This is a genomic window from Ponticoccus sp. (in: a-proteobacteria) (genome assembly GCF_048381735.1).
Window position 1 is genome coordinate 18,833 of record NZ_JBLXGL010000010.1, and the last position, 25,758, is coordinate 44,590.

Consider the following 25,758-nt stretch of genomic DNA (forward strand, 5'->3'; position numbering starts at 1 on the left):
CCGGCGGCAGGGCCGGCGTTCACGCGTTTCGGATGTGGCTGAGGTCAGCCGTCTAGGTTGGTCAGGTGGGTGTCCACCGCGCCGCTGATGCAGGCCAGTTCGTCCTGCGACAGCCGGATTCGGCCCGCCGCGGCGTTCTCCGCTGCCTGCCTTTCGTCACGCGCCCCGCAGAGCGAGAAGGTGATCCCCGGCTGGTGCAGGGTCCAGGCGATGACGATCTGGGCCCGCGTCGCGCCATGCGTTTCGGCGACGGGGTCGATCTGGGCCATCAGGCGCGCAACCTTTTCGCGGTTCGCCTGCGAGAAGCGCGGGTTGTTCCTGCGCAGGTCGTCGCCCTCGAAGACGCGGTCCGGCCCCATCTTGCCGCTGAGCAGCCCGAGCGCGAGCGAGGAATAGCTGAGCACCGATACCCCGTGGTCGCGGCACAGCGGCAGGTGGCTTTGCTCGATGTCGCGCTTTACCATCGAGTATTCCTCCTGCACCGCATCCAGCTGACCCGCGGCGACATAGGCGCGAATGTCCTCGGGCGCGGTATTGCTGGCCCCGATGGAGCGGATCTTGCCAGCCGCCCTGAGGCTCTCCAGCGCCTCCATGGTTTCGTCGATCGGCGTTGTCGGATCCTGCCAATGCGTGATGTAGTGGTCGATGACATCGGTGCCGAGGCGTTTCAGGCTTTGTTCCACCTCGTAGATGATCGCATCCCTGCCAAGGTAGCGATGCACCGGCGTGTCGCCGGTATCGAAGAAATGGTTGCCCTTCCGCGTGTGCCAGACAAGCCCGCATTTGGTGGCCAGAACAACCTTGTCGCGCCGCCCCTTGAGCGCCTTGCCGACGATTTCCTCGGCAACGCCCGAGCCATACATCGGCGCCGTGTCGATCAGCGTGATGCCGGCATCGATCGTGGCCTGCACGGCGCGGATCGAACGGGACTCATCGGTGCCGCCCCACATCCAGCCGCCGATGGCCCAGGTTCCCAGTCCGACGGCCGAGGCCCGGATGCCCGATTTTCCGATCTCGCGGGTGATCTGGTCTACATTGGTTTCAAGCAATTTTCTGAACCTCCTGGTCAAGGATCGCGGCGGCGGTGTCTTCGTCCGTCACGAGGTAATTGAGATATCCGCCATTCAGCGCCGCGGTGACCGGCTCGACCTTGTCGGGGCCGGTGGCGGTGCCGATGCGGACGGGGATCTTGGCAAGCTCATCGGGCGGCAGGGCCACCAGGCGCGAATTCAGCGCATTGTCCGAAAGCTGGCCCGCGCGGTCGATCAGGTGGCCCAGCAGTTCGCCGCGCACGCCCTGGTCGTAAAGCCTCGCCCGTTCGTCCGGGCTGACGGGGTGGGCGTCGTAATAGGTCGAATCCGTGCCGATTACGGCGCCCAGCCCGAATACCGCCACATCGGCGACGCGCACGATTTCCATCACGTCGCGCACCGATCTCATCGCCATGATCAGCGCGCGCTCCTCTGGCGTTTCGGCGTGCAGCGGCGCGTGGATCAGCGTGGCATGGCCCGACAGGCGGTTGGCAAGCTCGGTGGCGATGTGGTTGACGTCGGTATAGTGGTGGCCCTGCACGCAGCCGGTCATCGGCACCACCTCGACATCGAAGTCATGATCGCCGGTCAGGTTCTGGATCAGCGCGCTCAGCGTTTTGCCGCCGGATATGGCGATCGTGTCGCTGTCGCGCAGCGTGTCGGTCAGCAGCCGCGCCACCGCTGCCCCCACCTGGTCGAGCGTCATGCCCGGGTTGCCGTCCACGGTCGGGACCACGATGGCCTTCTTCAGGCTCCATTTCTCGCACAGGGCGCGTTCCAGTTCGATCTGGTGCAGGAACGGGCTTTCGATGGTGATCTTGATCATGCCAAGCGCGCGGCCGCGCTTGATCAGACGGTTCACCTTGGCCGAGGACAGGCCCAGCTGATTTGCGATTTCGGATTGCGGCAGATCGTCCTTGTAATGCAGCGTCAAGACCTGGGCGATCAGCCGGTACAGCTCGGGATCGGCGTTGGGAACGGTCATGCCATGCCCTCCTTTCGGCTGATAAGGTGATTGGATGCCGCCGCCGCCAAGAGCGCGGCGCCGATCACCAGCGTCTGGTAATAGGCCGGCACCAGGGTCAGCATTCCCACGGTCAAGGCCATGATGATAAGCGCCCCCACGAAAGACCGCAGCACGCGCCCCTCCCCGCCGCTGAAGGCGGTTCCGCCGATCAGCACCACAAGGATGGCGCTCAGTTCCATCCCGTCGCCGGAAAGCGGATCGCCAAGCGACATGAAGCTGGACCGCGCGATACCGGCAAGGGCTGCGGCCGCACCGACCAGCATGTAAAGGCCAAAGACCACGCGGCTGGTGTTGATCCCCGATAGCCTGGCCGCCACCGGGTTGCCGCCGGTCGCCGCGGCATACTTGCCCAGAAGCGTCCTGTTCTGCGCGAAGATCAGCGCCAGCGTCACGCCGACCGCCACCCAGAAGGCCATCGGCAGGCCAAGCAGCACCGCATCGCGGCCGTAGTCGTTGAACCAGCCGGGCATGCGCTGCTCTCCGATCGACTTGATCGCAGAGACCCCGTCCTGCACCAGCAGCAGCGCGATACCCTTGAACAGGCTCAGCGTGATCAGCGTGGCGATCACCGGCGTTATCTTCAGCCGCACGACGAGGAAACCGTTCACCGCGCCCAGCCCGATGCCGGCAAGCACGGTCAGGCCGAAGCACGCCAGGAAGGGCACACCGTTGATCGCCAGAAGCGCATAGACCACAGCGCTCAGGCTCATGGTGCTGCCGACCGACAGGTCGATATAGCCCGAGACCATCAGCAGCGTGAAGGCCCCGGCAAGCATCAGCAGCGGCGCCGAAACGCGCAGGATGTTGATGATATTGCGCTTGTTGAGGAAGTTGCCCCGTTCGAACAGCGCGAACTGATCGAGATTGGCAAGGCTCAGCACTGCGACCACGGCCACCAGAACGAAGTAGATGTAATAGGTGCGCAGGAACCCGGAAAACCCTGCGCGTAGCGGGCGCGACGAAGGCGGATGGTTGGAGAGATCTGTCATCTGCTTCACTTGTTCCTGCGGGCCAGGGCCCATGACTGCGCGACGATGGCCAGAAAGACCGCCAGCGCCTTGAGAATGAACTGCCAGTCCGGCGACAGCACCAGCCCGGTCGCGGCAGAGGTGACGATGGCCAGGATGATGGCCCCGAAGAACATGCCGATCACCGATCCGAACCCGCCAGCGATGGCGACCCCGCCCAGAAGGGCGATAACCAGCGCGTCGAACTCCATCAGCAGGCCGCGGTTGGAAAAGCCCGACTTGAATTCCGAGGCGAGCAGGATGCCCACGATCCCCGCGACACCGGCGCTGAGCAGGTAAAGCAGGGTCACGTGCCGTGCCCGGTCGATCCCCGACAGGCGCGCGGCCACGGGATTGGCTCCGGTCCAGAAGGTCAGCCGGCCGAAGACCGTGCGCCGCTCGATGAAGATCGCCACCAGAAGCAAGACCGCCATGACCACCACCGGAAGCTTGACCGAGTTTCCGATCACCGAAAGATTGCCCAGAAACCCGAAATCCGCCGGCAGATTGGTATTGCGCTGAGAGCCCTGGGTGATGACCTGGGCGATCCCCCGCGCCAGCATCATCGTGCCCAGCGTGACGATGATGGAGGGAATGCGCAGGCGCACCACGAAAAGCGCGTTCAGCGCGCCGATCGACAGGGCGCCCAACAGCGCGCAGCCCATCGCCAGCCAGGTCGGCATCCCCCACCCGGACGAAAGCGCATTGCCGCCCTCGGCCGATTGCGCGAACCAGACCGCCAGTACACCGGACAGCGCGACGATGCCGCCAACCGACAGGTCGAAGTTGCCCGACACCAGCAGGAAGGTGACGCCGATGCCCAGGGAAATCACCGGCCAGTTGTTGGTGACAAGGTTGAGCACGTTGAGCGGCTGGTGGAAATTCGGCACCAGCAGCGCGGCCAGCACGAAGAGCACCGCGGCGGCGCAGGCCACCATGGAGGTAATCAGGGCCTCGTCGCTCAGCGGCCTTCGCGCACGGGGCTGCGTCCCGCCGTCGCCACCTGTCGAGATCTTTGCCATTGTCATTGCACCGCTCCTTCCTGCCCGCCGGTCACGACATTGAGAATATGCGCGACATCGACCTCTGGCCCGTTGACGATTTCGTCCTGCACGGCGCCGTCGAACAACAGGAAGACCCGGTCGCAGAGCCCCAGCACCTCTTCGAGTTCCGAGGAGAAGACCGCCACCGCATTGCCCGCGTCGGCGAGGTCGCGGATGATGTCATAGATCTCGGATTTGGCGCCGACATCGACGCCGCGCGTCGGTTCGTCCAGCAGCAGAAGCTCGGCATCGGCGAAAAGGCACTTGGCAAAGACCACCTTCTGCTGGTTGCCGCCCGAGAGTTTCTCGACATGCTTCTCGATGGAATGCGTCGCGATCCTGAGCCGGTCGACGTATTCCTCGGCTGCCGCGCGTTCGACCTGCGGCTGGAACACGCCGCCTTTCGACAGCTTGCCCAGGTTCATCACCGAGACGTTTTCGCGGATCGTCAGCGCAGTGAACAAGCCCTGGGTGCGCCGCTCTTCGGGCACCAGGGCGACCCCCGCCGCAATCGCCTTTTTCGGTGACCCGCCGATCTCGCGGCCCTTGAAGGAGACCCGGCCACTGAACTTGTCAGCCCCGAAGAGTGCGCGCGCGATCTCGGTCTTTCCAGCACCCACAAGACCGTAGAACCCGACGATCTCGCCTTTCTTCACGTCGAAAGAGACGTTCTTGAGCAACCTGTTGTTCAGCCCCTCGGCGACAAGGATCGGCTCCTGCCCGACCGTGTCCCGGGGATGGTAGTCGTGCAGCACCGAGCGTCCGATCATCAGCTCGATCAGATGCGCGCGCCCGTCAATCTCGGACAGCGGGCAGGTGCGGATATGCCTTCCGTCGCGCAGAACGGTGACGTGATCGCCAAGCGCAAAGATTTCCTCCAGCTTGTGCGAGATGTAGATCACCGTCACACCCCCCTCGCGCAACCGACGGATGACGCCGAATAGGCGCTCTACCTCGCGTTCGGACAGCGCCGCGGTGGGTTCGTCCATGATGATGATATCGGCCCCGGACGAGGCCGCCCGCGCTATTTCCACGATCTGCTTCTGCGCCACGCTGAGCGAAGACACCCGCGCCGCGGGGTCGATGGCAGGCTCGATTACCGAAAGGGTCTGCATCGCCTGGGCCTCGACCCCGGAGTTCATCAGGATGCCGAAGCGGCTGCGCTCCATGCCCAGGGTGAGGTTTTCCAGAACGGTCAGCTCGTCGACGACGTTCAGTTCCTGGAACAGCGTGGCGATGCCGTTATCGCGCGCCTCCTGCGTGTTTTTCGGGCAGTGGCTGCGCCCCGCGACCGACATCTCTCCCCGGGTCGGCATCAAGGCGCCGGTGATCATCTTGACGAGGGTGGATTTACCGGCGCCGTTTTCGCCCATCAGGCAATGCACGGCCCCTTTTTCGATCGCGAAGGTCACGTCATCCACGGCCCGGACACCGGGATAGTCCTTGGTCAGCCCGGTGACTGACAGGGCGGATGGGTGTGGTTGAACAGACAAATGTCGTCTCCCTGGTCGAGCGGTACAAGATGCCGGGGATGTCATCCCCGACGATGCGGCGGCGGCCGCCCGGGGGATGTCTCGCCCCCCGAACGGCCGCCCCCGGCAGCCTTAGTTGCCGAACTGCGTGTCCAGCCAGCTCTGCGCCTCTTCCTCGGGCATCGTCCAGTAAGAGATCGTATACGCCTTGTAGAAGAATTCCTCGGCCGGGTCGGATGTCATGGCAACGTCTTCGTTCAGGACATCCATCACCAGGTCGACACGTCCGCGCGCGGTTTCCACCGGCGGCAGGCCCATCGAGACCTTGAGGCTGGAATTCGGGTCGTAGACCTGGTCGAACTCGACGCTGTCGAAATCGACGCTGGCCACGATCTCGGTAAGGGGCTTGCCGTCCTCGAACTTGCCACGGCCCAGCTGCGCCAGCCCCGCCATGGTTCCGACCGTCAGGTTCGACGCCTCGGAATAGATCAGGTTGACTTCGGGACGCTGGGTCAGCAGGTCGACGACGATCTGCTTCGCGGCCTCCTGACCCTGGCTGGCATCTAGCGCGCCCAGGTTGGTGGCATCCGGTGCGACGGACAGCACGCCCTCGACAAAGGGCTCGGTCCGGCCCGAGTTGACCTCGGTGTGGTTCGGCCAGCCAAGCTGCACCATGACGACGGGCTTGTCGGGATGCGCCTCCTGCCAGGCCTTGGCCATCTGCGCGCCCATCTCGAAGGACACCTCGGCTTCGTTGCTGCGCGCGGTGGGAATGCCCGTGTCGCCGATGGGGTTGAAGAACGAGGTCATGACAACCTTCTCGGCCAGCGCGTCCTCGATGCCCGGGGTCGCCGCTTCGGCGTCCCAGATGTGAAGCGTCGCCCCGTCGAACCCGCCGGCCAGCACCTGGTCGATATTCTGGGTCATCACGGCACTGTCGGCCTGCCCGTCGAACACCACCACTTCGGCGCCGTATTTCTCCTTGCCGTAGCGCTGCGCCTCGACAGCCTGCGACTGGTGGAACACGTTTGACAGGTCCGAAACGAAGAAAGCAATCCGCTTGCCGTCCTGGGCCCATCCCGCGGTCGCGGTCAACGTCACAGCCAGAAATGTTGTCGCCAGAAATTGTCTTTTGGTTGGCATAGTCTTCTCCTCCCTTGTTGGATCATTGGGGCCATGCGGCCCGCTCCTCCCGACCGCAGAGATTGTCGGATTTGACGAATCTGACGAATCTTGCAGTTGGTGAAATTTCTCTCACTTCACTGATCGATCTGTCAAGGACTGTTTCAAGAAGGGGCATGAGCCAGCCTCGACCCGGGGGGCCTGCCAGCCTCGGGAAGGCCGATGTGGCTTGCGCCAATGCCGCGCCGCGCGCGCCGGCCAGCAAGAGCGGCGGCACGGCGAAAGCAGCCGGTCCACATTGCATCCGGGCACCCGTCCTGTTAGAAAAACCGTCCGTTCGCATGCATCCGGTTCCGACTTCGAGCCCGGCGAACGAGGACGCGCGATCCGCGCGTCTAAGACCCCTAAACAATCCAATTAGAGGTTAACGATGCATATCGTGCATACCGCTTGCGACCCCGGAAGACACGCATCGCCTGATGGGGTGGATCGACATTGCCACCGGGCGCTGCCGAACGATAGCGACACTGCCACGAAATCAAAGAGCACGCTCGGGTTGTCCGGCGGCAAGACCACCCCTGACGCTCGGAACGACCAGCCTTTCATTCGACGCCTTTTGGCCAACTGCGATGAATTGGCCAACTCGGACCCCATTGAAAGCCCGTTTGCCGATCGCGTCCGGCGCGGCAAGAACATCGGCGGACACTTGATCAACTGCACCGGGGAAATCTCCCGATCCAATGCCGTGCAAAAGACCTTCGGAAACTCAACCGCCGACAGTGCCCCCGCATCCCATGGCGAAAATGGGTTTGCGGCTACCGGCGTGACCGGAGCCCCCAGTCGCAGAGGATCCCTGCTCTCTCATGCCGAGAAAGCGCTCAACCCTCTGGCACGGAATATAAAAACGATGCGATTCCGCCAAGGGAAGGCAGCGATCCTGCGCTGTGCAACCGGCCCATTTGAATCGCGATGTGGAGAATGCTGACATGAATACCGAAACCCTCTTCGAAGACGGAACCCCGACCCGGACCGAACTCGAACGTCTCGCCCAAGAGGCCAAGGGCGTTGTTTTCAGGAACTGCAACTTCGAAGGCCTCGACATGAGCCAGCTTGATATCGTCAACTGGCGGTTCGAGAAATGCAACCTGTCCAAATCGAGTCTGACAGGCGCCCGACTGGAAGATGTAACGTTCGTCAATTGCCGGGCCCCCGCCGCCAGTTTCGCAGGGTCTACATTGTCAGATACCGCCGTGGATGGCGGAGATTTCGGAAATACCAATTTCTTGGGCGCCAGATTGTCCACAGTTCAATTCACCAAATGCAAGATGACCGGGATCAACCTCAGCGAAGTGCGCGCCCTGGATGTGACATTCGCGGACACTCTCCTGGTCCTGGGCCTGCTGCCAAAATTCTCGTTTCGCAAGGCACAGCTGCTCGGGATTGATTTCAGCGATGCGGATCTACGGCAATGCGACTTCCGGGAAGCGGTTTTCGTCGACTGCTCGCTGAGGGAGGCAAATATTGCCGATTGTCGATTTCAGGGGGCGGACCTTCGGGGCGCCGATCTGGGAGGGGTCAGGCTGACAGACGCGCGCCGCTTCAAAGGCGCCATCATTTCCAAACGGCAGGCGGGTGACCTTCTGGGGCAACTTGGTCTCAACGTCGTGTGAACGGCGGCTAAGGGCCGGTGGTGTCGAAGACGCCAGCCGCTGGCGCTGTTTTTTGCCGCGCTCGGCTCGTCGGCGGCGTCTTGTCGTCCGGACCATCGCCCGTCCCCTCTGTCCGCCTGACGGTGGCATGTCAGCTTCCCGCGCCCCTCGCCGCCACGATGTTACCGATCGGTATCTTTTCAAGGGGTTCACATCTCCTTCGTAAAAATGTTCCCGACCGGGAACATATAGCCTTGCATCGGGTCCACAGCACCCTATGTTACCGATCAGGAACATCGCCCCCTGGCCAATCCGTCGAGGTGTTGCCATGCGCAACGACGATCAACCGTCCGCCATATCGCACCCGGATCTGCCCGGTGCCGAAGATGCGCGCCGTTTCGGACGGATGGTCCGCGCCAGGCGCAAGGCACAGGGGCTGCGCCAGGAGGATGTGGCCAGCGCGACCGGCGTGGGCCGGCGCTACATCGTGGACATGGAAAACGGGAAACCGACGCTGAGGATCGGCCCGGCCCTGATGATTGCGCGCTTCCTCGGCATCGTGCCGATGGTCGAGCACGCGCCGAACACGCCGCAAGACAGTGATCCGCCCGACATGATCCCCGAGGATCTGCCCGACGATTTGCCGCCACTGGAGGACTGAGGTGAAGGTCTTCTACGAAAGCCGCGAAGTGGCCGAAATCGCGCCCGGCAAGGACGGTGCGGCAACGCTGACCTACAACGCCGACTGGCAGAGGACCCGGGGCGCCTTCCCGGTGTCGACAAGGATGCCTCTGGCGGTTGCGCGCCATGGCGCGGGCGATGTGCTGCCCTGGGTGGCAAACCTTCTGCCGGAAAGCCAGCAGCTCGAAATGGTGGCTCGCGCCACCGGCGCCTCGCAGGCCGACCCCCTCGCGCTGCTGGCCAGCATCGGGCGGGATACCTCCGGAGCAATGTCCTTTGCCGAGCGCGGCTTCGCGCGAATGACCACTCGGGCGGTGCCCGACGAGGCGGCGCTAGAGCGGATCATCCAGGAACTGCCGAAGAAACCCTTCCTCGTCGGCGAAGACGGTGTCTCCATGTCACTGGCCGGCGTCCAGTCCAAGATCGGCGTCCATGTCGATGCTGACGGGGCGATCTCGATCCCGGTCGAGGGCGCGCCGTCGACCTGGATCCTGAAGCCGGATGCCGCGCCCCTGCCTGGCGGGGTCTATAACGAGGCGCTGTGCCTGCGCCTGGCGGCGCTCATCGGCCTCTCCGCACCGGAGGTGCGCGTGGGGCGCGCCGGCGCGCGCCGCTATCTTCTGGTAAAGCGCTACGACCGCCGTCAGCAGGGCGACAGTTGGCGCCGCCTGCACCAGGAAGACATGTGCCAGGCCCTGGGCCGCCTGCCGAGCGCGAAATATGAACGCAACGAGGCCGGGCAGCGGGGCCCCATGGTCCGCGACATTGTCGGCGTGATGCGCAGGCTCGATCCGCTCCGCGGGGTGCTTTCGATCTTCGACTACGTGATTTTCAACGCCATCACCTGCAATACCGACGCCCATGCGAAGAACTATTCGGTCATGGTCACGGCCACCGGCGCCAGGCTGGCGCCGATCTATGACGTGATGTGCGCCAAGCTCTGGCCCGGCATCACCAGCAAGCAGGCGATGTCGCTCGCGACGAAGTGGGAAGGCGATTACTTCAAGGGACGCCACTGGCAGCGCGAGGCCGCACTCTGCGGCCTGAACCCCACAGCCGCGCTGCGGCGCGTCGACGTGCTTTGCAAGGCGACCCTGACGCATTTGCCACAGGCGGTGGAGGAGATCATCGCGATGGACCCCAACGCCGAGCATTGGGTGCGCGAAGTGCAAAGCTACATAGCCGAGCGCGCAACCTTCCTGGTCAACGGCCTTGCAGAGCAGGACCCCGAGCCGACCACCTGGGCGCGCGCGCGCCTTGATGCGGCGGGCTGACGCTCTGCGTGGTGGCCTGCGGGCTGCTGCGTTCAGGTTGCCTGGCTCAGGGGACCCGGCGGGCCGTGGATGACGTCAGGCCAGGGCAGCGCTGGCCGCCCTGCGCGAGCCGGCCAGCCCATGACATGGCCGGGCTACGCGCCGCGACATGCATTGGACATGCGCTGCCGCCCTTGCCCTGCCCTCGAACCCTTGGCCGGTGACAGGGCTTTCGGCGGCAGCCAGCGATGCGCCCCCTCCCCGACCATGGCGAAACCGGGGAAACGCATGGGATCGTCCGCGCCCCTTCCTAAACCGCTGGGCGCGGAGACATCCCGGGCGCCGTCTGCCCGCCCGCGCCAAGGGCGCGCTCCTTCAGCTTGCGGAACTTGCCCGACATCTGTTCAAGCCGAGCGTCCCATTCGGGGTTGGGCTGCTGGCCTTCTATGGTGCGGAAGAAGACCTGCATCATGCAGGCAATTGCGAAAGGTTCGAGCAGCGCGGCCTTGACCGCCCAGGCGAAGAGCAGCGCAAACACCACGCCCCCGGCAGCCCAGGCCCCGGGCATCAGGTAGACCACAAGCGCCGCCGGTGCGAGCATGAGCAGGAACACCAGAAAGCCCAGCCCATAGACGATAATCGCCAGCCAGGCCGCGTTCTTCAGCATCACCTTCCAGTTCTGCCCGTACAGCACCAGCGCCTCGCGCGCCGACCCCCAGGCATTGTCCGACCGCGTGCGGATCGCGTGGGCAAGGATCACCTCGTCCACGAACCCGACCGCGACGCGCAGGAAGGCCGACAGGATCGCCGCCAGTTGCTGCGCGCCCGGCACCGGCAGCACGGTCAGCAGGCCGCGTGCCAGCCCCGAAATCGCACGGATCACCCCCTTGACCAGCTGATCCATCAGGAACAACAGGCTGGCCTGCGGAAACCGCGCCTTGACCACCGCGGTGGCATGGCCGATCTGGCCGCGCCCCTCGGGCAATGGCTGGCCGTCAATCATCTCGACCAGAACCGCGATATGGCCCGCCTTGACGATATAGAGGATGTATTCGCGCGCCCAGTACATGAGCGCCCCGAAGACGCCGAAACCGGCGAACCCGCCCCACATCGTCGTCGTGGCGCGGAATTCCTCGTCCCCGAAACCGCCGATGCCCCAACCGATGCCGGCCCCCGTTCCGGTCAGAAGGATATACCCCAGCGCGATGCCGAAATAGACGGCGATGCGCATAAGGATGAATGGAAGCGTGCGCCCCATCATCCCCAGCGCACCGCCTATGCTAAAATCCCACATTGAAAAGTCCTTTTAAAATTTCATGACCCGATCGATGCCGGGCGTAATCTCTTGCATTTGCCGGTGCAGACCGTCGCGGCACAGGCCGCTTTTGCGGCGCCCGACCATCCCGGAATGTGCATCCTGCCCCCGATCCCCTGCATTCGACGGAAAACTACAGGGACCGTTCCAGCGCCGCCCCGTTCGTTTGCACGGGGCGGCACGATTATTTGTTCAATATTACTTTTGCTGATTAACTACGCGCTGCGAAACGGACTTTGGAAGCCGGAGATCTACATGCGAAGCCGGATAGCGATCTGCCTTGCGACAAGCCTGCTTGCGGCTGGCGATGTCCCGCCAACCCTGCGCATCACCGGGGCCATTGCCGGGGGCACCGTGGGGTTGGATCTGGAAGCGCTGCGCAGCCTGCCGCAGGCCAGACTGGAAACCTCGACGGTGGTGACAGACGGAACGCATCTTTTTACCGGCTTTCTGATGCGCGACCTGCTGGAAAAGGTCGAGGCCCGGGGTGAAACCGTGACGGCCACGGCGCTCAACGAATACATCGTCGACATTCCCATCTCGGATTTCCACAACTACGACGTGGTCGTCGCCTATGAGATGGACGGCAAACCGCTCGAACGGGCCGACAAGGGTCCGCTCTGGATCGTCTACCCCCGCGACGATCACAGCGAATTGCAGGATATCCGCTTCGACTACCGCTGGGTCTGGCAGCTTTCCGGGCTCGAGGTCCGATGACGCGCCCGGGTGGCTCTGCTCCTTGGCTGGCACTGCCGCTCGTTACCGTGATCGTATTCACGCTGCTGTTGACCGTCTCGCTGCAACGGATGGTCCGGATCGAGTCCGACATGCGCGTCGACGCCGAACAGAACATGCTTTGGGTCATGCACGAAAGCGAGGCGGCGGCCCGGCGCCTGAAGGAAACCGCCCTGCTGGCCGAGCTGGGCAGGGCGCAGGAGGCCGACATCGCCCTGCATCTTGATATCCTGCGCAGTCGGGTCGCGCTTTTGAACGACGGCCCACAGCGCCGCTTCGTCGAACACATCGGCCTTGGCGAGGAACTGAACCAGTTGACCGCGCAACTCGACACACTCGCACCGCTGCAGATGACCCCGGCCAGCCTGCAAGCGGCGCTGGCTCCTTTTCCGGCCTTTTTCTCGAAAGCGGCCAACAAGACCATGATTGCGGAATGGGACGAACTCGGCGGGCGGCTGGAAAGCTATCGCGGACAGCTGCGGAAAACCATCCTCGCGCTGATCGGGGTCATGGCCGCAGGTGCGGTACTGACAGCGGCCCTTGTGCTCGCCCTGCGCAAATCGCGCCAACACAACCGGATGCTGCGGCGCGAACGCGATTTCTCGGGGCTGCTGATCGCGTCAAGCGGCGAGGGCATCGCCGCAATCGATGCCTCCGGGCGCTGCACATTGTGGAACGAAGCGATGGCCCATCTGGTGGGACAGTCGGCGCAGCAGGCCGTCGGGCGCGCGCTGTCCGAGGTGGCGGGCTTCTTCGCCGCGGCCACTGTCCGCGAAAGGCTGGCCGAAGCGCTGGCCGGAACGCCGGGACACCTGCAGCTGCGCCCCCTGTTCCGCAATGGCGCAGAGGCGCCGATCCACGTCGATCTGCGGGCCTTCCCGATGCGCGACGAGACCGGCATCGTCGGCGCGATTGTGTTCATGCAGGACGCCAGCGACCGCCATGCGGCCGAGCGCCGGGACGCCGAATCGCGCGAGCGGCTGGAACAGCTGGTCGTCGAGCGCACGCGCGAACTGGATGACGCGCTCAGCCGCGAACGATCGGCCGCCGATCTCTATCGGAACTTCGCCGCAATGATCTCGCATCAGTTCCGCACGCCGCTGGCGATTGCCGATTCCGCCCTGCAACGGCTGATCCGGCGCGGCAATCGTGCGGATGCGCAGGAAATAACCGACCGCGCCACCCGCGCGCGCGGCGCCATTTCGGGGCTGACGCGGCTGGTCGAAAGCACGCTCGACGCCGCGCGGATCGAAGCCGGAGAGGTCGGCACCAGGCGCGAACGCTGCGATCTCGCGCCGATCCTCGCCGAGGTCTGCGACGAGCAGCGCGAGGCCACCCCCGACGCACGCATCCGCGTGATCGTGCGCAACCACGCTCAGGCGCTCTGTGACCCGGCTTACGTCGAACAGGTTCTGAAGAACCTGGTCTCGAATGCCGTGACCTATGCGCCCGGCGGCTCTGAGATATCGGTCACGCTGGACCTGCAGTGCCAGAGCCTGCACTGCGAGGTCGCGAATGGCGGCCCGCCCATCCCGCCGTCGGACCGGGACCGTCTTTTCGAGCGCAACTTCCGTGGCGCCAACAGCACCGGCGCGCCCGGCACCGGCGTGGGGCTGTTCATCGCCCGCACGCTGGCACGGATGCAGGGCGGCGACCTCGTGCTGCTGCCGGGCGGCGGCCAGACGGTCTTCCGCCTGACGCTGCCGCAGGCCGAAGGCGCCACGTCATGACCGCCCCCGCCCTGGTTCTTGTGGTCGAGGACGAGGCCGCGTTGCGTGCCGATATCGTCGAGGAGCTTCAAGAGGCCGGTTACCGCACCCTTGCCGCCGCCGACGGCGCGGCGGCGCTGGCACTGCTTGCGGATGCGGCCCCCGATCTGGTGCTCTGCGACATCACCATGCCGGAACTCGACGGTTACGGGCTGCTATCGGCGCTGCGCGCGGACCGGCCAGAGCTTGCCGCAACGCCCTTCGTCTTTCTGTCCGCGCTGTCCGAGCCGCGCGACATGGTCGAGGGCAAGCTCATGGGCGCTGACGATTACCTCGTGAAACCGGTCGACTACGACCTCATGCTGGCCACGGTCGCCGCCCGGCTGCGCCAGGTCGCGCGCATCCGCGAAAGCGACGGCGGCGAGATCGCCCGCCTGCGCCAGACGCTGTCCGCCCTGTCGCAGGACGGCGCCGAACGCGCGCTGGACCTGATCGCGCTGGGGGTCGTGCTGCTGGACGGCGGCGGGCGCGTGCTTCATGCCAATTGCGCGGCGCGCAGCATGATCGAGACGGGCGAGTTCGTGACCCTGCAGAAGGGGGCCGTCGGCGCGACCGATACCCCCGGCGACCGCGCGCTGCGCGACGCGATAACCGAAGCTCTGGCTGCGGCCCGCGCCGGCCTGGGAAAGCTGACCGGGGTGATGCTTGAGCGCGCCGAAGACGCCCTGACCGCCTCGGCGCTGGTCTGCCCCTTGCCCAAGACCTTCGGAACCCCGGAGACCCAGCCCCATGTCGCCGTGTTCCTGTCGCCCCCGGCCCGGCAGCGGCGGATCTCGGCGCCGCTGCTGGCCGATCTCTTCGGGCTGACGCCCACCGAAACCCGGGTCGCCGCCGCCCTTGCCTCCGGTGCACGCCCGGCGGATGCCGCGGTCGAGCTGGGCGTCTCCCAGACCACCATCGCCTTTCACATGCGCAACCTTTTCCAGAAGACGGGCACGAACCGGCAGACCGATCTCGTCGCCCTGATCCTCGCCGGCCCAATGATGATCGAGGCAGTCTAGCCCCAGCCTCCACCCTTGCTGCAAATCCGTCCGGCAGGCGTGGTTCGCAGCGCTTGCGCTTGCTCCAACGTCGACGTCAGCCTCCTTCCCGGCGCTGAACCCCGCAGGAATTGCCCGTGCAAGTCCGGCGTGGAACGACACCGCGACCGGCTGGCGCCGGTCCTTCGGCGAGAAAGCCGACCCTGAAGCGGTGCTTTCCCCTTGGCCCGGTCAATGTCGCTGCCAGCCGTGGCGGGCTTACGCTTTCAACTGCTGTTCCAGAAAGTCGAAAACCGCCCGATACCGTGCATTCTCCCTGATTTCGGGAACCGCCGTCAGCCAGATCTCCTTGCACAGCCGCGCCTCCGGCAGACAGGGAACCAGCCTGTCATCGGAGTTTCCGATCCGGTTGACCACCGGGCCAATGCCCATGCCGGCGTGAATGGTCTGCTGCACTGCAAGCAGGCTGTTGGACAAGAAGACATGCCGGTCCGCCGAGAACAGCTTGTCGGTCAAGACCGCCGTGGGGGTGATCCCCAGCAGCCCGACCGCGCGATGGCGCCGGGCCTCTTCTGCGGTGCGCGGCAGCCCATAGCGATCGGCATAGCCCCGCGCGGCGAACAGGGAGATATCCAGGTGACCCACCTGTTTGGTGATCAAGTCCGGCTGGACCGGCCGCAGCAGCCGAATGGCGATATGGGCTTCGCGGCTGAGCAGGTTGATCATCGCGTTGTCGATGACCAGTTCAACGCGAATATTCGGATAGGCTTCGTAGAATTCACCCATCAACGGGGCCAGCCACTGGATACCCAGTGTTTCGGTCACCGTGATCCGCACCGCCCCTTTCAGCGCCACGTCGCTGTGGTGCAACTTCCGCTCCATCTGTTCGAGATGTTCCCGAACCTTTTGCAGCGTCTCCAGCATCTGCTCGCCTGCGGGCGTGGGCGAAAGCCCGGCGGGCGTCCGGGCCATGAGCTGCACGCCCATCTCTGCCTCCAGCTGGCTTAGGCGCCGGCTTAGCGTGGGCTGAGTCTGCCCAAGGCGGCGCGCGGCTGCGGTGATGCTGCCGGCCTCGGCGATGGTGAGGAAATCAAGGTAGCCGTTCCATTTTGCCATGCAATAGTTCTATGCCCCTCATGCCAAATCAGTCAGTACCATACGCGAATGCACCGTCATAGGTTTTTCATGACGGGGGAGCTCGTCGCTAGAGGAGGAATAAAATGATCAAGAGAACCATGCTCTTGGGCGGCGCGCTTGCCGCGCTGGCAGGCCCGTCTCTGTCCGAGGGGCTGCCGGCCCAGATGAAATGGATGGCCTACCCCACCGACAGTTCGGGCTATGCCCAGGCCATCGCGGTGGGAAACATGCTCAAAGAGAAAACCGGGACGCGGGTTGCTGTTTTGCCGGGTCAGAACGACGTGGCCCGCCTGACCCCCCTGAAGATGGGCGCGGCGGGCTACTGCATGTGCGGGGTCGCGGCCTATTTCAGCACCGAAGGCGTCACTGAATTTGCCGGCGAAGACTGGGGGCCGCAACCGCTTCGCATGATCCTGGCCAAGATCGACGGATCGGGCGTCGGTTTCGCCACACGCGGCGATGCAGGCATCGAGACCGCCGCCGACCTGCGCGGCAAACGGGTGCCCTCCGTGCGCGCCGCGGCCTCTCTCAATGTGCCGCTGAACTCTGTGCTGGCCTTTGGCGACCTCACCCGCGACGATGTGGAAACGGTTGAATATTCCGGCTTTTCGGCAAGTTGGGAAGGCGTCATCAACGGTCAGTCCGATGTCGCCTTTGCCACGACCCTCACGCCCAATTCTGCGCAGCTTGCCTCTAGCAATCACGGGATCCACTGGATCCCCCTGCCCCATGACGACAGCGAAGGCTGGGCGCGGCTGAAGGCCACGGCCCCCTATATCGCGAAACGGGTCGTGACACAGGCCTCCGGTCTGGCCGAGGGCGACAGCTTTGAAGGGGCAGGCTATCCCTACCCCTTCCTCGTGACCACCGCTGCACAGGATGAAGACGAAGCCTATGCGCTGACGAAAGCCATGATCGAGAACCTCGACAGCTACAAGGACGCGGCACCGGGGGCCGACGGCTGGGCGCTTGAGGTGCAGGACCTGCAATGGGTGATCCCCTACCACGCCGGTGCGATCCGCTATTTCAAGGAAGCGAACGTTTGGACGGATGAGATCGAGGCGCACAACAATGCCTTGATCGACCGACAGAAGGTGCTGGCCGAAGCCTGGGAGGCGCTCGACCGTGGGGCCATCGACGGGGACTTCAGCGCGGCCTGGATGCAGGCCCGGGCCGAAGCGCTGAAGGCCGCCGGTGAACCGGTTGTCTTTGACTGACCGATAAACCGCCCGCGCCCGTGCCTGTCCGCACGGGCGCGTCCTGTCGCCAATCCGGGAAATTCCGCATGACCTCTGTCCCCTTTCTGCTGCGCGTCGCGGCGGCGCTGATGCTGGCGGGCTCTGCCTATCAGACGTTCAATCTGGGCAATCTGACGGGCTTTGTGCCACTGACGAACCAGTTCATCTACGGCGCCATCGCGGTTCTTTTGCCCTTTGCCTTTCTGCTGTGGCCGCGCTGGCGCCTGCTGGACCTGCCGCTGGCGGCACTGGCCTTTGCCGCGGGCTGCTATTTCGCTTTCGTCTCGGAACGGATCGTCATGGAGGGCTGGGAGTATGGCGCGCCGGGGCTGGCGCAGACCATGGCGCTGCTGCTTTGGGCGCTGACCCTGGAGGCGGGGCGGCGAATCGGGGGGACGGCCATGATCCTGGTGGTCGCGCCGCTTTCTCTTTACCCGCTGGTCGCGGATCGGCTTCCGGCGATCTTCAACGGGTTTTCCATGCCGCTGCGCGATACGGCCGTGTTCTATGCGATGAGCAGCGAAGGCATTCTCGGGGTGCCGATGCGCGCCTTCATCAACCTCGTGCTGGGCTTTCTGGTGTTTGGCGTGGCGCTGCAAAAGACCGGCGGCGGGAAGTTCTTCCTCGACCTCGCCTTCGCGGCCCTCGGCCATGTGCGCGGCGGCCCCGCGAAGGTTGCGATCCTGTCGTCCGGGTTGATGGGATCCATGTCGGGCAGCGTCATCACCAATGTCCTGACCACCGGAACCTTGACCATCCCGACGATGAAACGCACCGGCATTCGCCCGGCGGCGGCGGGCGGGATCGAGGCCTGTGCCTCGACCGGTGGGGTGCTGGCCCCGCCGGTGATGGGGGCGACGGCCTTTGTCATGGCGACCTTTTTGAACGTCCCCTACCAGGACATCGCCTTGGCCGCGATCCTGCCGACATTGCTTTACTTCCTGGGCCTGTTTTTCCAGATCGACGCGCTGGCGGCGCGGCAGGGGCTGTCCGGCCTGCCCGAAGCCGAATTGCCCAAGCTGCGCGCCGTGATGCGCGATGGCTGGTGGTATCTTGCTGTTTTCATCCTGCTGATCTGGATGCTTCTGGTGCTCAACCGTGAATCCTGGGCCCCCTGGTTTGCCACCGGCCTGCTGCTGGCGATCAATCAGATCTTGCCGGCCCATCGATGGGGCTGGGCGGACTTCGGCGCCTTTCTCGAAGACGTTGGCCGTCTTTTTGCCGAGATGGCGGGGCTGCTCGCGGCTGTCGGCCTGATCGTCGGTGCGCTGGTTGTGACCGGCAAGATCGGCAATATCGCAAGCGACCTGCTGGGTTTTGCGGGCGGCAACCTCTATCTGCTTTTGCTCATGGGGGCGGCCACGGCCTTTGTCCTCGGCATCGGCATGACCGTTACCGCAGCCTATATCTTCCTGGCCGTGGCCCTGGCCCCTGCGCTGATCGAGGCAGGGCTAGAGCCACTCGCCGTGCATCTCTTCATCCTGTATTGGAGCATGCTCAGCTACATCACCCCGCCGGTGGCCATCGGCGCCTTTGCCGCCGCGACAATCGCCAAGGCCAACCCGATGCAAACCGGGATCGAAGCGATGCGCATGGGCGGCGTGATCTATCTGCTGCCGTTTTTCTTCGTCGTGGCCCCCGCCTTGTTGATGCGCGGCCCGGCGGCGGAGGTCGCGCTGACCTTCGGCTCGGCCCTGCTCGGCGTCTACCTGATCTCCTGCGCGGCGCAGGGCTGGCTGATCGGGCTGGGCGGCTATCCCCGCGGGGTCCTGGGCGTCCTATTACGCCTGTCCACCCTTTGCTCGGGGCTGGCCTTTGCCCTGCCGGGCGGCGCGCTGACCGGCCTTCCGCCGCTCTATCTGTTCAGCGCCGCGCTGGCCTGTCTCACACCCATAATGCTCTGGCATCTGATGAATAAGGAACGCCCCGCATGACCGATCCCATCTATGAAACCGACAGCGCCGTTCTTTCAGAGACCTCCGACGGGATAGCCTGGCTGACCATGAACCGCCCGCGTTACGGCAACGCGCAGAATTCGCAGATGACCTATGCGCTTGATGCGGCCATCGCCAAGGCGAACGCGGACCCGGCGATCAAGGTGATCGTCCTGCGCGGGGCGGGCAAGCATTTCTCGGCCGGGCATGACATCGGCAGCCCGGGCCGCGATGCGCATGTCAGTTTCGAGCGCAAGAGCAATTGGCACGATCACGTCGGCCAGCCGGGGGCCGAGATGCAATATGTCCGCGAGATGGAAGTCTACCTCGGCATGTGTCGCCGCTGGCGCGAAGGACCGAAACCGATGGTCGCGATGGTCCAGGGCGCCTGTATCGCGGGCGGGCTGATGCTGGCCTGGGTCTGTGACCTGATCATCGCGTCGGAGGATGCGCGCTTTGGTGACCCGGTGCTGCATATGGGCTTTCCGGGGGTGGAATACTTTGCCCACGCCTTCGAGCTTCCCCCCCGCGTGGCCCGCGAGATGGTTCTCCTGGGCGAGCCGATCGGCGCCGAGCGGGCCCATTCGCTGGGCATGGTGAACAAGGTCGTCGCCCGCGATGCCCTTCAGGCCGAAACGACGCGCGTCGCTGCGCGGATTGCCTCGATGCCCGGCTTTGGGCTGACCTTGACGCGTCAGGCGTTCAACAACACCGAAGACCTTCAGGGCAAGCGCGCGGCCATGGACATGGCCTTTGGGCTGCACCACCTTGCCCATGCCCACAACAGCCTGACCAAAGGGGACAATATCGCCGGGCTGAGCGGCCGCGACATGGCGCGGCTGAACCGGAGCGACAAGGCATGAAGGCGCTCGATGCCCAGACCCGCGAAGGCATGATCCTGGCCGGAGAGCGGCAGATCTCGCAAACTGAGATGACGCGGCGCGCGGCGCGCGCGGCCACGGCGATGAAATCGATCGGCATTGGCGAAGGCGACAGCGTTGCGGTGATCATGCGCAACGACGTCGCTTTTCTGGAGGTCATGCTGGGGGCCGCGCTGATCGGCGCCTATGTCGCGCCGGTCAACTGGCACGCGACCGCCGAGGAGGCCGCGCATATCCTGAAGGACAGCGGGGCGCGGCTGATCGTCATCCATGCCGATCTTGTTTCGCGGTTCGCCCCCGGGTTCTCGGCAGATGTGGCGGTGCGACAGGTCTCGACGCCTCCGGAAATCGCCGAGGCCTACGGCTTCGCCCCGGTTGCCGCAAACCCGGATCAGGACTGGGACAGATGGTGCGCGGATGCCGCGCCTTACGACGGCCCCGCCGCCGCGCCGCGGTCGAATATCGTTTATACCTCCGGCACCACCGGCAACCCCAAGGGCGTGGTGCGCGAACCGGCCCGGGGCGCGATGGCCGACCGCGTGCGCGAGGTTGTCGCGCTGGCCTACGGTATCGCCCCCGGTCGGGTGATCCGCACCGTGATCACCGGGCCGATGTACCATTCCGTCCCCAACGTCTATGCGCTGCATGCGGTGCGCACCCCCGGGGCCCTGGTCACGCTGCAGCCGCGTTTCGACGCAGAAGCGCTGTTGCAGCTGATCGAGCGCCACGCCATCACCCATCTGCATCTGGTTCCGACAATGATGGTCAGGCTGCTGCGGCTTCCGAAAGCGGTGCGCGAGGCCTATGACATTTCATCGCTGCGGCATGTCGTGCATGGGGCGGCCCCCTGCCCGCCAGAGGTGCGCCAGGCGATGATCGACTGGTTCGGCCCGGTCATTGGCGAATATTACGGCGCATCGGAAACCGGCCCCGGGGTCGTGCTCACCCCCGAAGAAGCGCCCGATCACCCCGGCAGCGTGGGCCGCCCCACGCCCTGGACCCAGCTTGAGATCATCGACCGCGACGGCACGCCCTGTGACACCGGCTATGTTGGCGAGATCTATCTGAAGATCGACAACTACCCGGCCTTTGAATACCGCAACCGCCCCGGAGAAGCGGACAGGATGCGCCGGGGCGATCTGGTCAGCGCCGGCGACATCGGCTTTCTGGACGCCGAGGGCTATCTGCACCTGCGCGACCGCAAGACGGATATGATCATCAGCGGCGGCGTCAATGTGTACCCCAATGACATCGAAGCCGCGCTTGTCGACATTCCGGGCGTGCGCGATGCCGCGGTCTTTGGCCTGCCCGATGCCGAGTTCGGGGAAGTGATCGCCGCCTGTGTCGAGACCGATCTGGACGAGACCACCCTGCGCGCCGGGCTGGAGAGCCGTGTCGCACGGTTCAAGATCCCCCGCGTCTTTCAATTGTTCGACCAGCTTCCCCGCGAGGACAGCGGCAAAATTCGCAAGAAGAACCTGCGCGCCGACCTGATCGCGGCCCGCGCGGGCTGACGAAAGGACTAGACAAGATGGACCTCACCTATCGTCCCGAAGACCAGGCCTTCCGCGCCGAGGTGCGCGACTGGATGAACGCCAATGTGCCGACCGACCCGCTGCCGTCCTTTGACGCCTCCCGAGAAGGGTTTGAAGCCCACCGCGCCTGGGAAACCACGCTGAACCAGGGCCGTTGGGGCATGGTGACCTGGCCCGAAGCCTATGGCGGCCGGGGGCTGAGCCTGATCCAATGGCTGATTTTCGAGGAAGAATACTTCCGCGCCGGCGCGCCGGGCCGGGTGAACCAGAACGGTATCTTCCTGCTGGGGCCGACGTTGATGGACTACGGCACGCCAGAGCAAAAGGCGCGCTTTCTGCCGCCCATGGCATCGGGCGAGGAAATCTGGGCGCAGGCCTGGTCCGAGCCACAGGCCGGCTCTGACCTGGCCGCGGTCAAGGCCACCGCGCAACGTGACGGCGACGACTATGTCCTGAAAGGGCACAAGATCTGGTCGTCCCGGGCGGTTTTTGCCGACTGGGGCTTTGGTCTTTTCCGCAGCGATCCCGGGTCGAGCCGGCACCATGGGCTGTCCTTGATTTTCTTCCCGCTGGATGCGCCCGGTGTCACGGTCCAGCCGATTGCGCAAATTGACGGGCGCACCGGATTTGCCGAGATCATGCTGGATGCGGTGCGCGTGCCCGCCTTCAACCGGCTTGGCGCCGAGGGCGAGGGCTGGAAGATCTGCATGACCACCGCGGGTTTCGAACGCGGGCTCATGCTGCGCAGCCCGGCGCGCTACCAGACCGCCGCCGCACGATTGGCCGCACTGTGCAAGCAACAGGGGCCGACAGTGACCGGCGGCCTGCGCGAGGCGGTCCAGCGCGCCACGATGGATGCAGATGCCTATGCCCTGTCGATTTACCATACGGCATCGCTGCTGGACGCGGGCGCCACGATCGGCGCGGAAGCCTCGATCAACAAGATTTTCTGGTCAGAGCTGGATATTGCGCTGCACCGCACGGCGCTGGATCTGCTGGGACCGCGCGCGGCCCTGACCGGGGCCGCCCCCGCGGCAGACGCCTCCGGCGCCTGGCTCGACGGGTTTTTCTTTGCGCTGGCCGGGCCGATCTACGCCGGCTCCAACGAGATCCAGAAAAACATCATCGCCGAGCGCGTGCTCGGCCTGCCTCGCAACTAGGATCACCGCGATGGACTTTCGATTTACCGAAGAGCAGGACATGATCGCCGAGACCGTGCAGGACGCCCTGCGGGATCTTTGTTCTACCGCGCAGCTGCGGGCGATGCACAAGGCGGGCCAGACCTATGACGCCGACCGATGGGCCGCGCTTGCGGATCTGGGGCTGAATGGCATTCTCTTGCCCGAGGCCCAGGGCGGTCTGGCGCTGGACGAGGTGACAATGTGCCGGGTGGCACAGGCCTGCGGCGCGGCCCTGCTGCCCGAACCATTGGTGGACCATGCCGGCGTCGCGCTGCCCCTCCTGGCCGAACTGGCCCGGTCCTGCGCCGCGCCGGACCTGCTTCAACCGGTCTCGGATATGGCGCAGGGGGATGGGCATACGGTGTTGTTTTCCCCCGTGCAGCCCTTTGCGGTGGCTGCGGATACCGCCCGAATTGTCATTCATGCACCGACCCAAGGACAGATCTCGATCGGCCCGGCAGAGACCTTTGATCTGACGGCCCAGCCCACGGCCGATCCGCTGACCCTGCTGCATTCCTGCCAGGTGACCGGCGGTAGCAGACGGCTCGCCGCCTCTCCCCGGACCGAGGCGGCGCTTGCCCGTGCCAATGCGCGGGGCGCGCTTTTCGCCGCCGCCCAATTGCTCGGCGTGGCGCAGGCGGCGCTTGATCTGGCCGTTGACTATGCCGGGGACCGCCAGCAGTTCGGCCGCCCCATCGGCAGCAACCAGGCGGTGAAACACATGCTGGCGGAGGTGCAGGTGCAGGTCGCCTTTCTCAAACCTGTTGTCTATGCCGCAGCCGCGCTGATCTCTCGCGAGGACGATTTCTCCCGCGGGCAGATCTCACACGCCTGGCTGCGCGCCATCGATGTTGCAGACAGGGCGACGCGTGTGGCGGTGCAGGTTCATGGCGCAATGGGCTATTCCTGGGAAACCGATGTCCATCTCTACCTCAAACGGGCCTTGGTGCTGAGCGGCCAGTGGGGCACCCGCTTTTGCCACGGGCAACAGTTCGACAAGCGTATCGCAACGGGGGGATTCATTGCGCCCCTTCAATGAACCACCCCCCTCGGTCGTTGCCACCTAGGCGGGGGCGGTCTGCGCAGCCAAGCTACACCCCGGCATTCGAACACCGGCAAAGGCCAGGATTTGCAGTCCGCTGATTTTCGACGAAATGGAGATCGGAGATGTCGCGGCGGCGGCAGCGCGCGGCACCGATGACAAGGGTCATCAGGCCGCGACGCGCCGGGGCATGGCCTCGATCAGGCGGTGGTCAGGTCAGGCCTGAACCAACCGGCGCTTGCGCAGCGCCTTCAACAGCGGTGCGCAGACGAGCACCAGCAACATGACGGCAAAGAGCGCCAGCGCGATGGGACGTTCGAGCATGTAGCCCAGCGGGTTCCCGCGCGAGATCTGCATGGTGCGCACCAGCTCGCCTTCCATCATCCGGCCCAGCAACAGGCCGATCACGGTCGCCGCCACCGGGTAGTCGTGGCGCCGCATCAGCCAGCCAAGTGCCGCGAAGCCCGCCACGGTCAGCGGCCCCGCGATGGTGCCGGTGATGCCGTAGCCGCCCCAGGCGCACATGGCGAGGACCGAGGGCACCAGGTAGGACAGCGGCACCCGCACCACCAGCCCCAGCAGGCGCAGGCTCAGCAGGCCCAGCACCGCCAGCAGCAGAACCTGCCCGAGGTTGCCGAGGATGATCGAATAGACAATGTCGGTCTGGTTGCGGATGAAGCTGGGTCCGCCGATGATATTGTGGAACGAGAAGGCTGCCAGCAGCACCGCCGTTGCCGCGCCGCCGGGGATACCAAGCGCCAGCAGCGCCGTCATCGAGCCCCCCTCGGACGAGGAGTTGGCGCTTTCGGCGGCGACCACACCCTCGGGCGCGCCATTGCCGAAACGCTCGGGGGTCTTCGAGGTGCGCTTGGCCTCGCCGTAGGACACCAGGTTCGCCACCGACGAGCCGACGCCGGGGATCGCCCCGATCACTGCACCCAGAAGGCTGCCGCGGATCAGAACGCCGGGGTACTTGAAGGTCTCGCCCGCGCCCTTGAGGATACGCCCGAAAGAGATGTCACGCTGCGCATCGTCGCGCACCAGATAGGTCTCGCCGCGCAGACGCAGCAGTTCCGAGGCCGCGAAGATGCCGATCATCGCGGGCACCACCGGCAGGCCGTCGATGAGGTAGGGCATGCCCACCTGCGTCCGCATAACGCCGGTGGTCGACATGCCGATCTGGCTCAGCATCAGGCCGAAGAACCCGGCCAGCAGCCCCTTGGACATCTTGCTGTCATTCAGCGTCGCGATCAGCGTCAGCCCCCAGAGCACGACCACCACCATCTCGAGCGGGCCGATCTTGAGCACGAAGGCCGCCAGCGGCTGGATCAGCAGCATCAACAGGATATAGCCCACGAAGGCCCCCACGACCGAGGCCGCAAGCCCGATGCCAAGCGCCTCGTTGTGCTTGCCCTGCCGGGCCATGGGGTAGCCGTCGAAGGCGGTGGCGATCGAGGAGGACGAGCCCGGGATGTTCATCAGGATCGCCGTCACCCCGCCGCCATAGGCGCCGCCGGTGAAGATCGCGGTGAGGAACAGCATGGCCTGAAGGAAGTCCATGCCGAAGGTCACCGGCAGGAACACCGCCATGGCCATGGAGATCTGAAGGCCGGGGATAGAGCCGAAGACAAGGCCGATGAGCAGGCCGGGGATGACCCAGAGCCACGGCGTGAAGCCGGAAAACAGCAGGTCGAAGGCCTGCGAGAGGGCGAATTGATCGATCATC

The 25,758-nt window shown here is 65.1% G+C and carries 22 protein-coding genes; 13 read left to right on the forward strand and 9 right to left on the reverse strand.

Going from position 1 to position 25,758, the window contains the following annotated elements; translation table 11 throughout:
• Positions 1-44 precede the first annotated feature (44 nt).
• From ACN5KJ_RS15730 to ACN5KJ_RS15755, 6 genes are all read right to left on the reverse strand, one after another.
• Positions 45-1,049, reverse strand: coding sequence for an aldo/keto reductase (locus tag ACN5KJ_RS15730; protein ID WP_418594941.1), 1,005 nt, complete (start codon positions 1,047-1,049; stop codon positions 45-47).
• Entirely contained in the window at positions 1,042-2,016 is a 975-nt protein-coding gene (locus ACN5KJ_RS15735; RefSeq protein ID WP_347168466.1) for a sugar-binding transcriptional regulator, read from the reverse strand. Before ACN5KJ_RS15735 ends, ACN5KJ_RS15730 begins: the two co-directional genes overlap by 8 nt.
• Entirely contained in the window at positions 2,013-3,047 is a 1,035-nt protein-coding gene (locus ACN5KJ_RS15740) for an ABC transporter permease (RefSeq protein ID WP_418594942.1), read from the reverse strand. Before ACN5KJ_RS15740 ends, ACN5KJ_RS15735 begins: the two co-directional genes overlap by 4 nt.
• A 5-nt stretch (positions 3,048-3,052) precedes the next feature.
• Positions 3,053-4,093, reverse strand: a complete 1,041-nt coding sequence (locus ACN5KJ_RS15745) for an ABC transporter permease (RefSeq protein WP_418594943.1) — start codon at positions 4,091-4,093, stop codon at positions 3,053-3,055.
• Positions 4,090-5,601: a sugar ABC transporter ATP-binding protein gene (locus ACN5KJ_RS15750; protein ID WP_418594944.1), complete on the reverse strand. Its 1,512-nt coding sequence runs from the start codon at positions 5,599-5,601 to the stop codon at positions 4,090-4,092. The genes ACN5KJ_RS15745 and ACN5KJ_RS15750 overlap by 4 nt, the downstream gene beginning before the upstream one ends.
• 111 nt (positions 5,602-5,712) lie before the next feature.
• A complete protein-coding gene (locus ACN5KJ_RS15755) occupies positions 5,713-6,723 on the reverse strand; it encodes a sugar ABC transporter substrate-binding protein (protein WP_347168471.1) in 1,011 nt (336 codons plus the stop codon).
• A 409-nt stretch (positions 6,724-7,132) separates the two neighbouring features.
• Here ACN5KJ_RS15755 and ACN5KJ_RS15760 point away from each other — a divergent pair, with 409 nt between their 5' ends.
• The 4 genes from ACN5KJ_RS15760 to ACN5KJ_RS15775 all read left to right on the forward strand — a co-directional run bounded on the left by ACN5KJ_RS15760 (position 7,133) and on the right by ACN5KJ_RS15775 (position 10,306).
• On the forward strand, positions 7,133-7,687 hold the full coding sequence (locus ACN5KJ_RS15760; protein ID WP_418594945.1) for a hypothetical protein: 555 nt from the start codon (positions 7,133-7,135) through the stop codon (positions 7,685-7,687).
• 1 nt (position 7,688) lies between these two features.
• Complete coding sequence (locus tag ACN5KJ_RS15765; protein WP_347168473.1) at positions 7,689-8,372, forward strand: pentapeptide repeat-containing protein; 684 nt, start codon at positions 7,689-7,691, stop codon at positions 8,370-8,372.
• Positions 8,373-8,679: 307 nt separating this feature from the next.
• Entirely contained in the window at positions 8,680-9,012 is a 333-nt protein-coding gene (locus tag ACN5KJ_RS15770; RefSeq protein ID WP_418594946.1) for a helix-turn-helix transcriptional regulator, read from the forward strand.
• Position 9,013: 1 nt separating this feature from the next.
• On the forward strand, positions 9,014-10,306 hold the full coding sequence (locus ACN5KJ_RS15775) for a HipA domain-containing protein (RefSeq protein ID WP_418594947.1): 1,293 nt from the start codon (positions 9,014-9,016) through the stop codon (positions 10,304-10,306).
• A 289-nt stretch (positions 10,307-10,595) separates the two neighbouring features.
• Here the strand turns inward: ACN5KJ_RS15775 and ACN5KJ_RS15780 are convergent, their stop codons facing one another.
• Complete coding sequence (locus ACN5KJ_RS15780) at positions 10,596-11,579, reverse strand: hypothetical protein (protein ID WP_418594948.1); 984 nt, start codon at positions 11,577-11,579, stop codon at positions 10,596-10,598.
• A gap of 276 nt (positions 11,580-11,855) precedes the next feature.
• On the opposite strand from ACN5KJ_RS15780, the gene ACN5KJ_RS15785 reads away from it, so the two are divergent.
• From ACN5KJ_RS15785 to ACN5KJ_RS15795, 3 genes are read left to right on the forward strand one after another with little or no spacing between them, the layout of a single operon-like run.
• The gene (locus tag ACN5KJ_RS15785; RefSeq protein WP_418594949.1) at positions 11,856-12,317 is read left to right on the forward strand and encodes a molybdopterin-dependent oxidoreductase; all 462 of its coding nucleotides are present in this window, start codon (positions 11,856-11,858) and stop codon (positions 12,315-12,317) included.
• Positions 12,314-14,065 carry a PAS domain-containing sensor histidine kinase gene (locus ACN5KJ_RS15790; protein ID WP_418594950.1) on the forward strand — a complete coding sequence of 584 codons (1,752 nt, stop codon included), beginning with the start codon at positions 12,314-12,316 and terminating at the stop codon, positions 14,063-14,065. Before ACN5KJ_RS15785 ends, ACN5KJ_RS15790 begins: the two co-directional genes overlap by 4 nt.
• The gene (locus tag ACN5KJ_RS15795) at positions 14,062-15,105 is read left to right on the forward strand and encodes a response regulator (protein WP_418594951.1); all 1,044 of its coding nucleotides are present in this window, start codon (positions 14,062-14,064) and stop codon (positions 15,103-15,105) included. Before ACN5KJ_RS15790 ends, ACN5KJ_RS15795 begins: the two co-directional genes overlap by 4 nt.
• 237 nt (positions 15,106-15,342) lie before the next feature.
• On the opposite strand, the gene ACN5KJ_RS15800 is transcribed toward ACN5KJ_RS15795, so the two are convergent.
• Entirely contained in the window at positions 15,343-16,200 is an 858-nt protein-coding gene (locus ACN5KJ_RS15800; protein WP_418594952.1) for a LysR family transcriptional regulator, read from the reverse strand.
• A gap of 104 nt (positions 16,201-16,304) precedes the next feature.
• On the opposite strand from ACN5KJ_RS15800, the gene ACN5KJ_RS15805 reads away from it, so the two are divergent.
• From ACN5KJ_RS15805 to ACN5KJ_RS15830, 6 genes are all read left to right on the forward strand, one after another.
• Complete coding sequence (locus ACN5KJ_RS15805) at positions 16,305-17,438, forward strand: TAXI family TRAP transporter solute-binding subunit (protein ID WP_418594953.1); 1,134 nt, start codon at positions 16,305-16,307, stop codon at positions 17,436-17,438.
• A 68-nt stretch (positions 17,439-17,506) separates the two neighbouring features.
• Complete coding sequence (locus ACN5KJ_RS15810; RefSeq protein WP_418594954.1) at positions 17,507-19,393, forward strand: TRAP transporter permease; 1,887 nt, start codon at positions 17,507-17,509, stop codon at positions 19,391-19,393.
• Positions 19,390-20,256: an enoyl-CoA hydratase gene (locus ACN5KJ_RS15815; RefSeq protein WP_418594955.1), complete on the forward strand. Its 867-nt coding sequence runs from the start codon at positions 19,390-19,392 to the stop codon at positions 20,254-20,256. Before ACN5KJ_RS15810 ends, ACN5KJ_RS15815 begins: the two co-directional genes overlap by 4 nt.
• A complete protein-coding gene (locus ACN5KJ_RS15820; RefSeq protein WP_418594956.1) occupies positions 20,253-21,788 on the forward strand; it encodes an AMP-binding protein in 1,536 nt (511 codons plus the stop codon). The genes ACN5KJ_RS15815 and ACN5KJ_RS15820 overlap by 4 nt, the downstream gene beginning before the upstream one ends.
• Positions 21,789-21,805: 17 nt before the next feature.
• Complete coding sequence (locus tag ACN5KJ_RS15825) at positions 21,806-22,969, forward strand: acyl-CoA dehydrogenase family protein (protein WP_418594957.1); 1,164 nt, start codon at positions 21,806-21,808, stop codon at positions 22,967-22,969.
• Between the two features lie 10 nt (positions 22,970-22,979).
• Positions 22,980-24,029 carry an acyl-CoA dehydrogenase family protein gene (locus ACN5KJ_RS15830; protein WP_418594958.1) on the forward strand — a complete coding sequence of 350 codons (1,050 nt, stop codon included), beginning with the start codon at positions 22,980-22,982 and terminating at the stop codon, positions 24,027-24,029.
• A gap of 219 nt (positions 24,030-24,248) precedes the next feature.
• On the opposite strand, the gene ACN5KJ_RS15835 is transcribed toward ACN5KJ_RS15830, so the two are convergent.
• Entirely contained in the window at positions 24,249-25,757 is a 1,509-nt protein-coding gene (locus tag ACN5KJ_RS15835; protein WP_418594959.1) for a tripartite tricarboxylate transporter permease, read from the reverse strand.
• Between the last annotated feature and the right edge of the window lies 1 nt (position 25,758).

Bases quoted from the DNA above. Each gene is read 5' to 3' on its own strand.
- ACN5KJ_RS15735 (WP_347168466.1), bottom strand. From the start codon at position 2,016: ATGACCGTTCCCAACGCCGATCCCGAGCTGTACCGGCTGATCGCCCAG.
- ACN5KJ_RS15740 (WP_418594942.1), bottom strand. From the start codon at position 3,047: ATGACAGATCTCTCCAACCATCCGCCTTCGTCGCGCCCGCTACGCGCA.
- ACN5KJ_RS15745 (WP_418594943.1), bottom strand. From the start codon at position 4,093: ATGACAATGGCAAAGATCTCGACAGGTGGCGACGGCGGGACGCAGCCC.
- ACN5KJ_RS15755 (WP_347168471.1), bottom strand. From the start codon at position 6,723: ATGCCAACCAAAAGACAATTTCTGGCGACAACATTTCTGGCTGTGACG.
- ACN5KJ_RS15760 (WP_418594945.1), top strand. From the start codon at position 7,133: ATGCATATCGTGCATACCGCTTGCGACCCCGGAAGACACGCATCGCCT.
- ACN5KJ_RS15765 (WP_347168473.1), top strand. From the start codon at position 7,689: ATGAATACCGAAACCCTCTTCGAAGACGGAACCCCGACCCGGACCGAA.
- ACN5KJ_RS15770 (WP_418594946.1), top strand. From the start codon at position 8,680: ATGCGCAACGACGATCAACCGTCCGCCATATCGCACCCGGATCTGCCC.
- ACN5KJ_RS15780 (WP_418594948.1), bottom strand. From the start codon at position 11,579: ATGTGGGATTTTAGCATAGGCGGTGCGCTGGGGATGATGGGGCGCACG.
- ACN5KJ_RS15785 (WP_418594949.1), top strand. From the start codon at position 11,856: ATGCGAAGCCGGATAGCGATCTGCCTTGCGACAAGCCTGCTTGCGGCT.
- ACN5KJ_RS15790 (WP_418594950.1), top strand. From the start codon at position 12,314: ATGACGCGCCCGGGTGGCTCTGCTCCTTGGCTGGCACTGCCGCTCGTT.
- ACN5KJ_RS15795 (WP_418594951.1), top strand. From the start codon at position 14,062: ATGACCGCCCCCGCCCTGGTTCTTGTGGTCGAGGACGAGGCCGCGTTG.
- ACN5KJ_RS15800 (WP_418594952.1), bottom strand. From the start codon at position 16,200: ATGGCAAAATGGAACGGCTACCTTGATTTCCTCACCATCGCCGAGGCC.
- ACN5KJ_RS15805 (WP_418594953.1), top strand. From the start codon at position 16,305: ATGATCAAGAGAACCATGCTCTTGGGCGGCGCGCTTGCCGCGCTGGCA.
- ACN5KJ_RS15810 (WP_418594954.1), top strand. From the start codon at position 17,507: ATGACCTCTGTCCCCTTTCTGCTGCGCGTCGCGGCGGCGCTGATGCTG.
- ACN5KJ_RS15815 (WP_418594955.1), top strand. From the start codon at position 19,390: ATGACCGATCCCATCTATGAAACCGACAGCGCCGTTCTTTCAGAGACC.
- ACN5KJ_RS15820 (WP_418594956.1), top strand. From the start codon at position 20,253: ATGAAGGCGCTCGATGCCCAGACCCGCGAAGGCATGATCCTGGCCGGA.
- ACN5KJ_RS15825 (WP_418594957.1), top strand. From the start codon at position 21,806: ATGGACCTCACCTATCGTCCCGAAGACCAGGCCTTCCGCGCCGAGGTG.
- ACN5KJ_RS15830 (WP_418594958.1), top strand. From the start codon at position 22,980: ATGGACTTTCGATTTACCGAAGAGCAGGACATGATCGCCGAGACCGTG.
- ACN5KJ_RS15835 (WP_418594959.1), bottom strand. From the start codon at position 25,757: ATGATCGATCAATTCGCCCTCTCGCAGGCCTTCGACCTGCTGTTTTCC.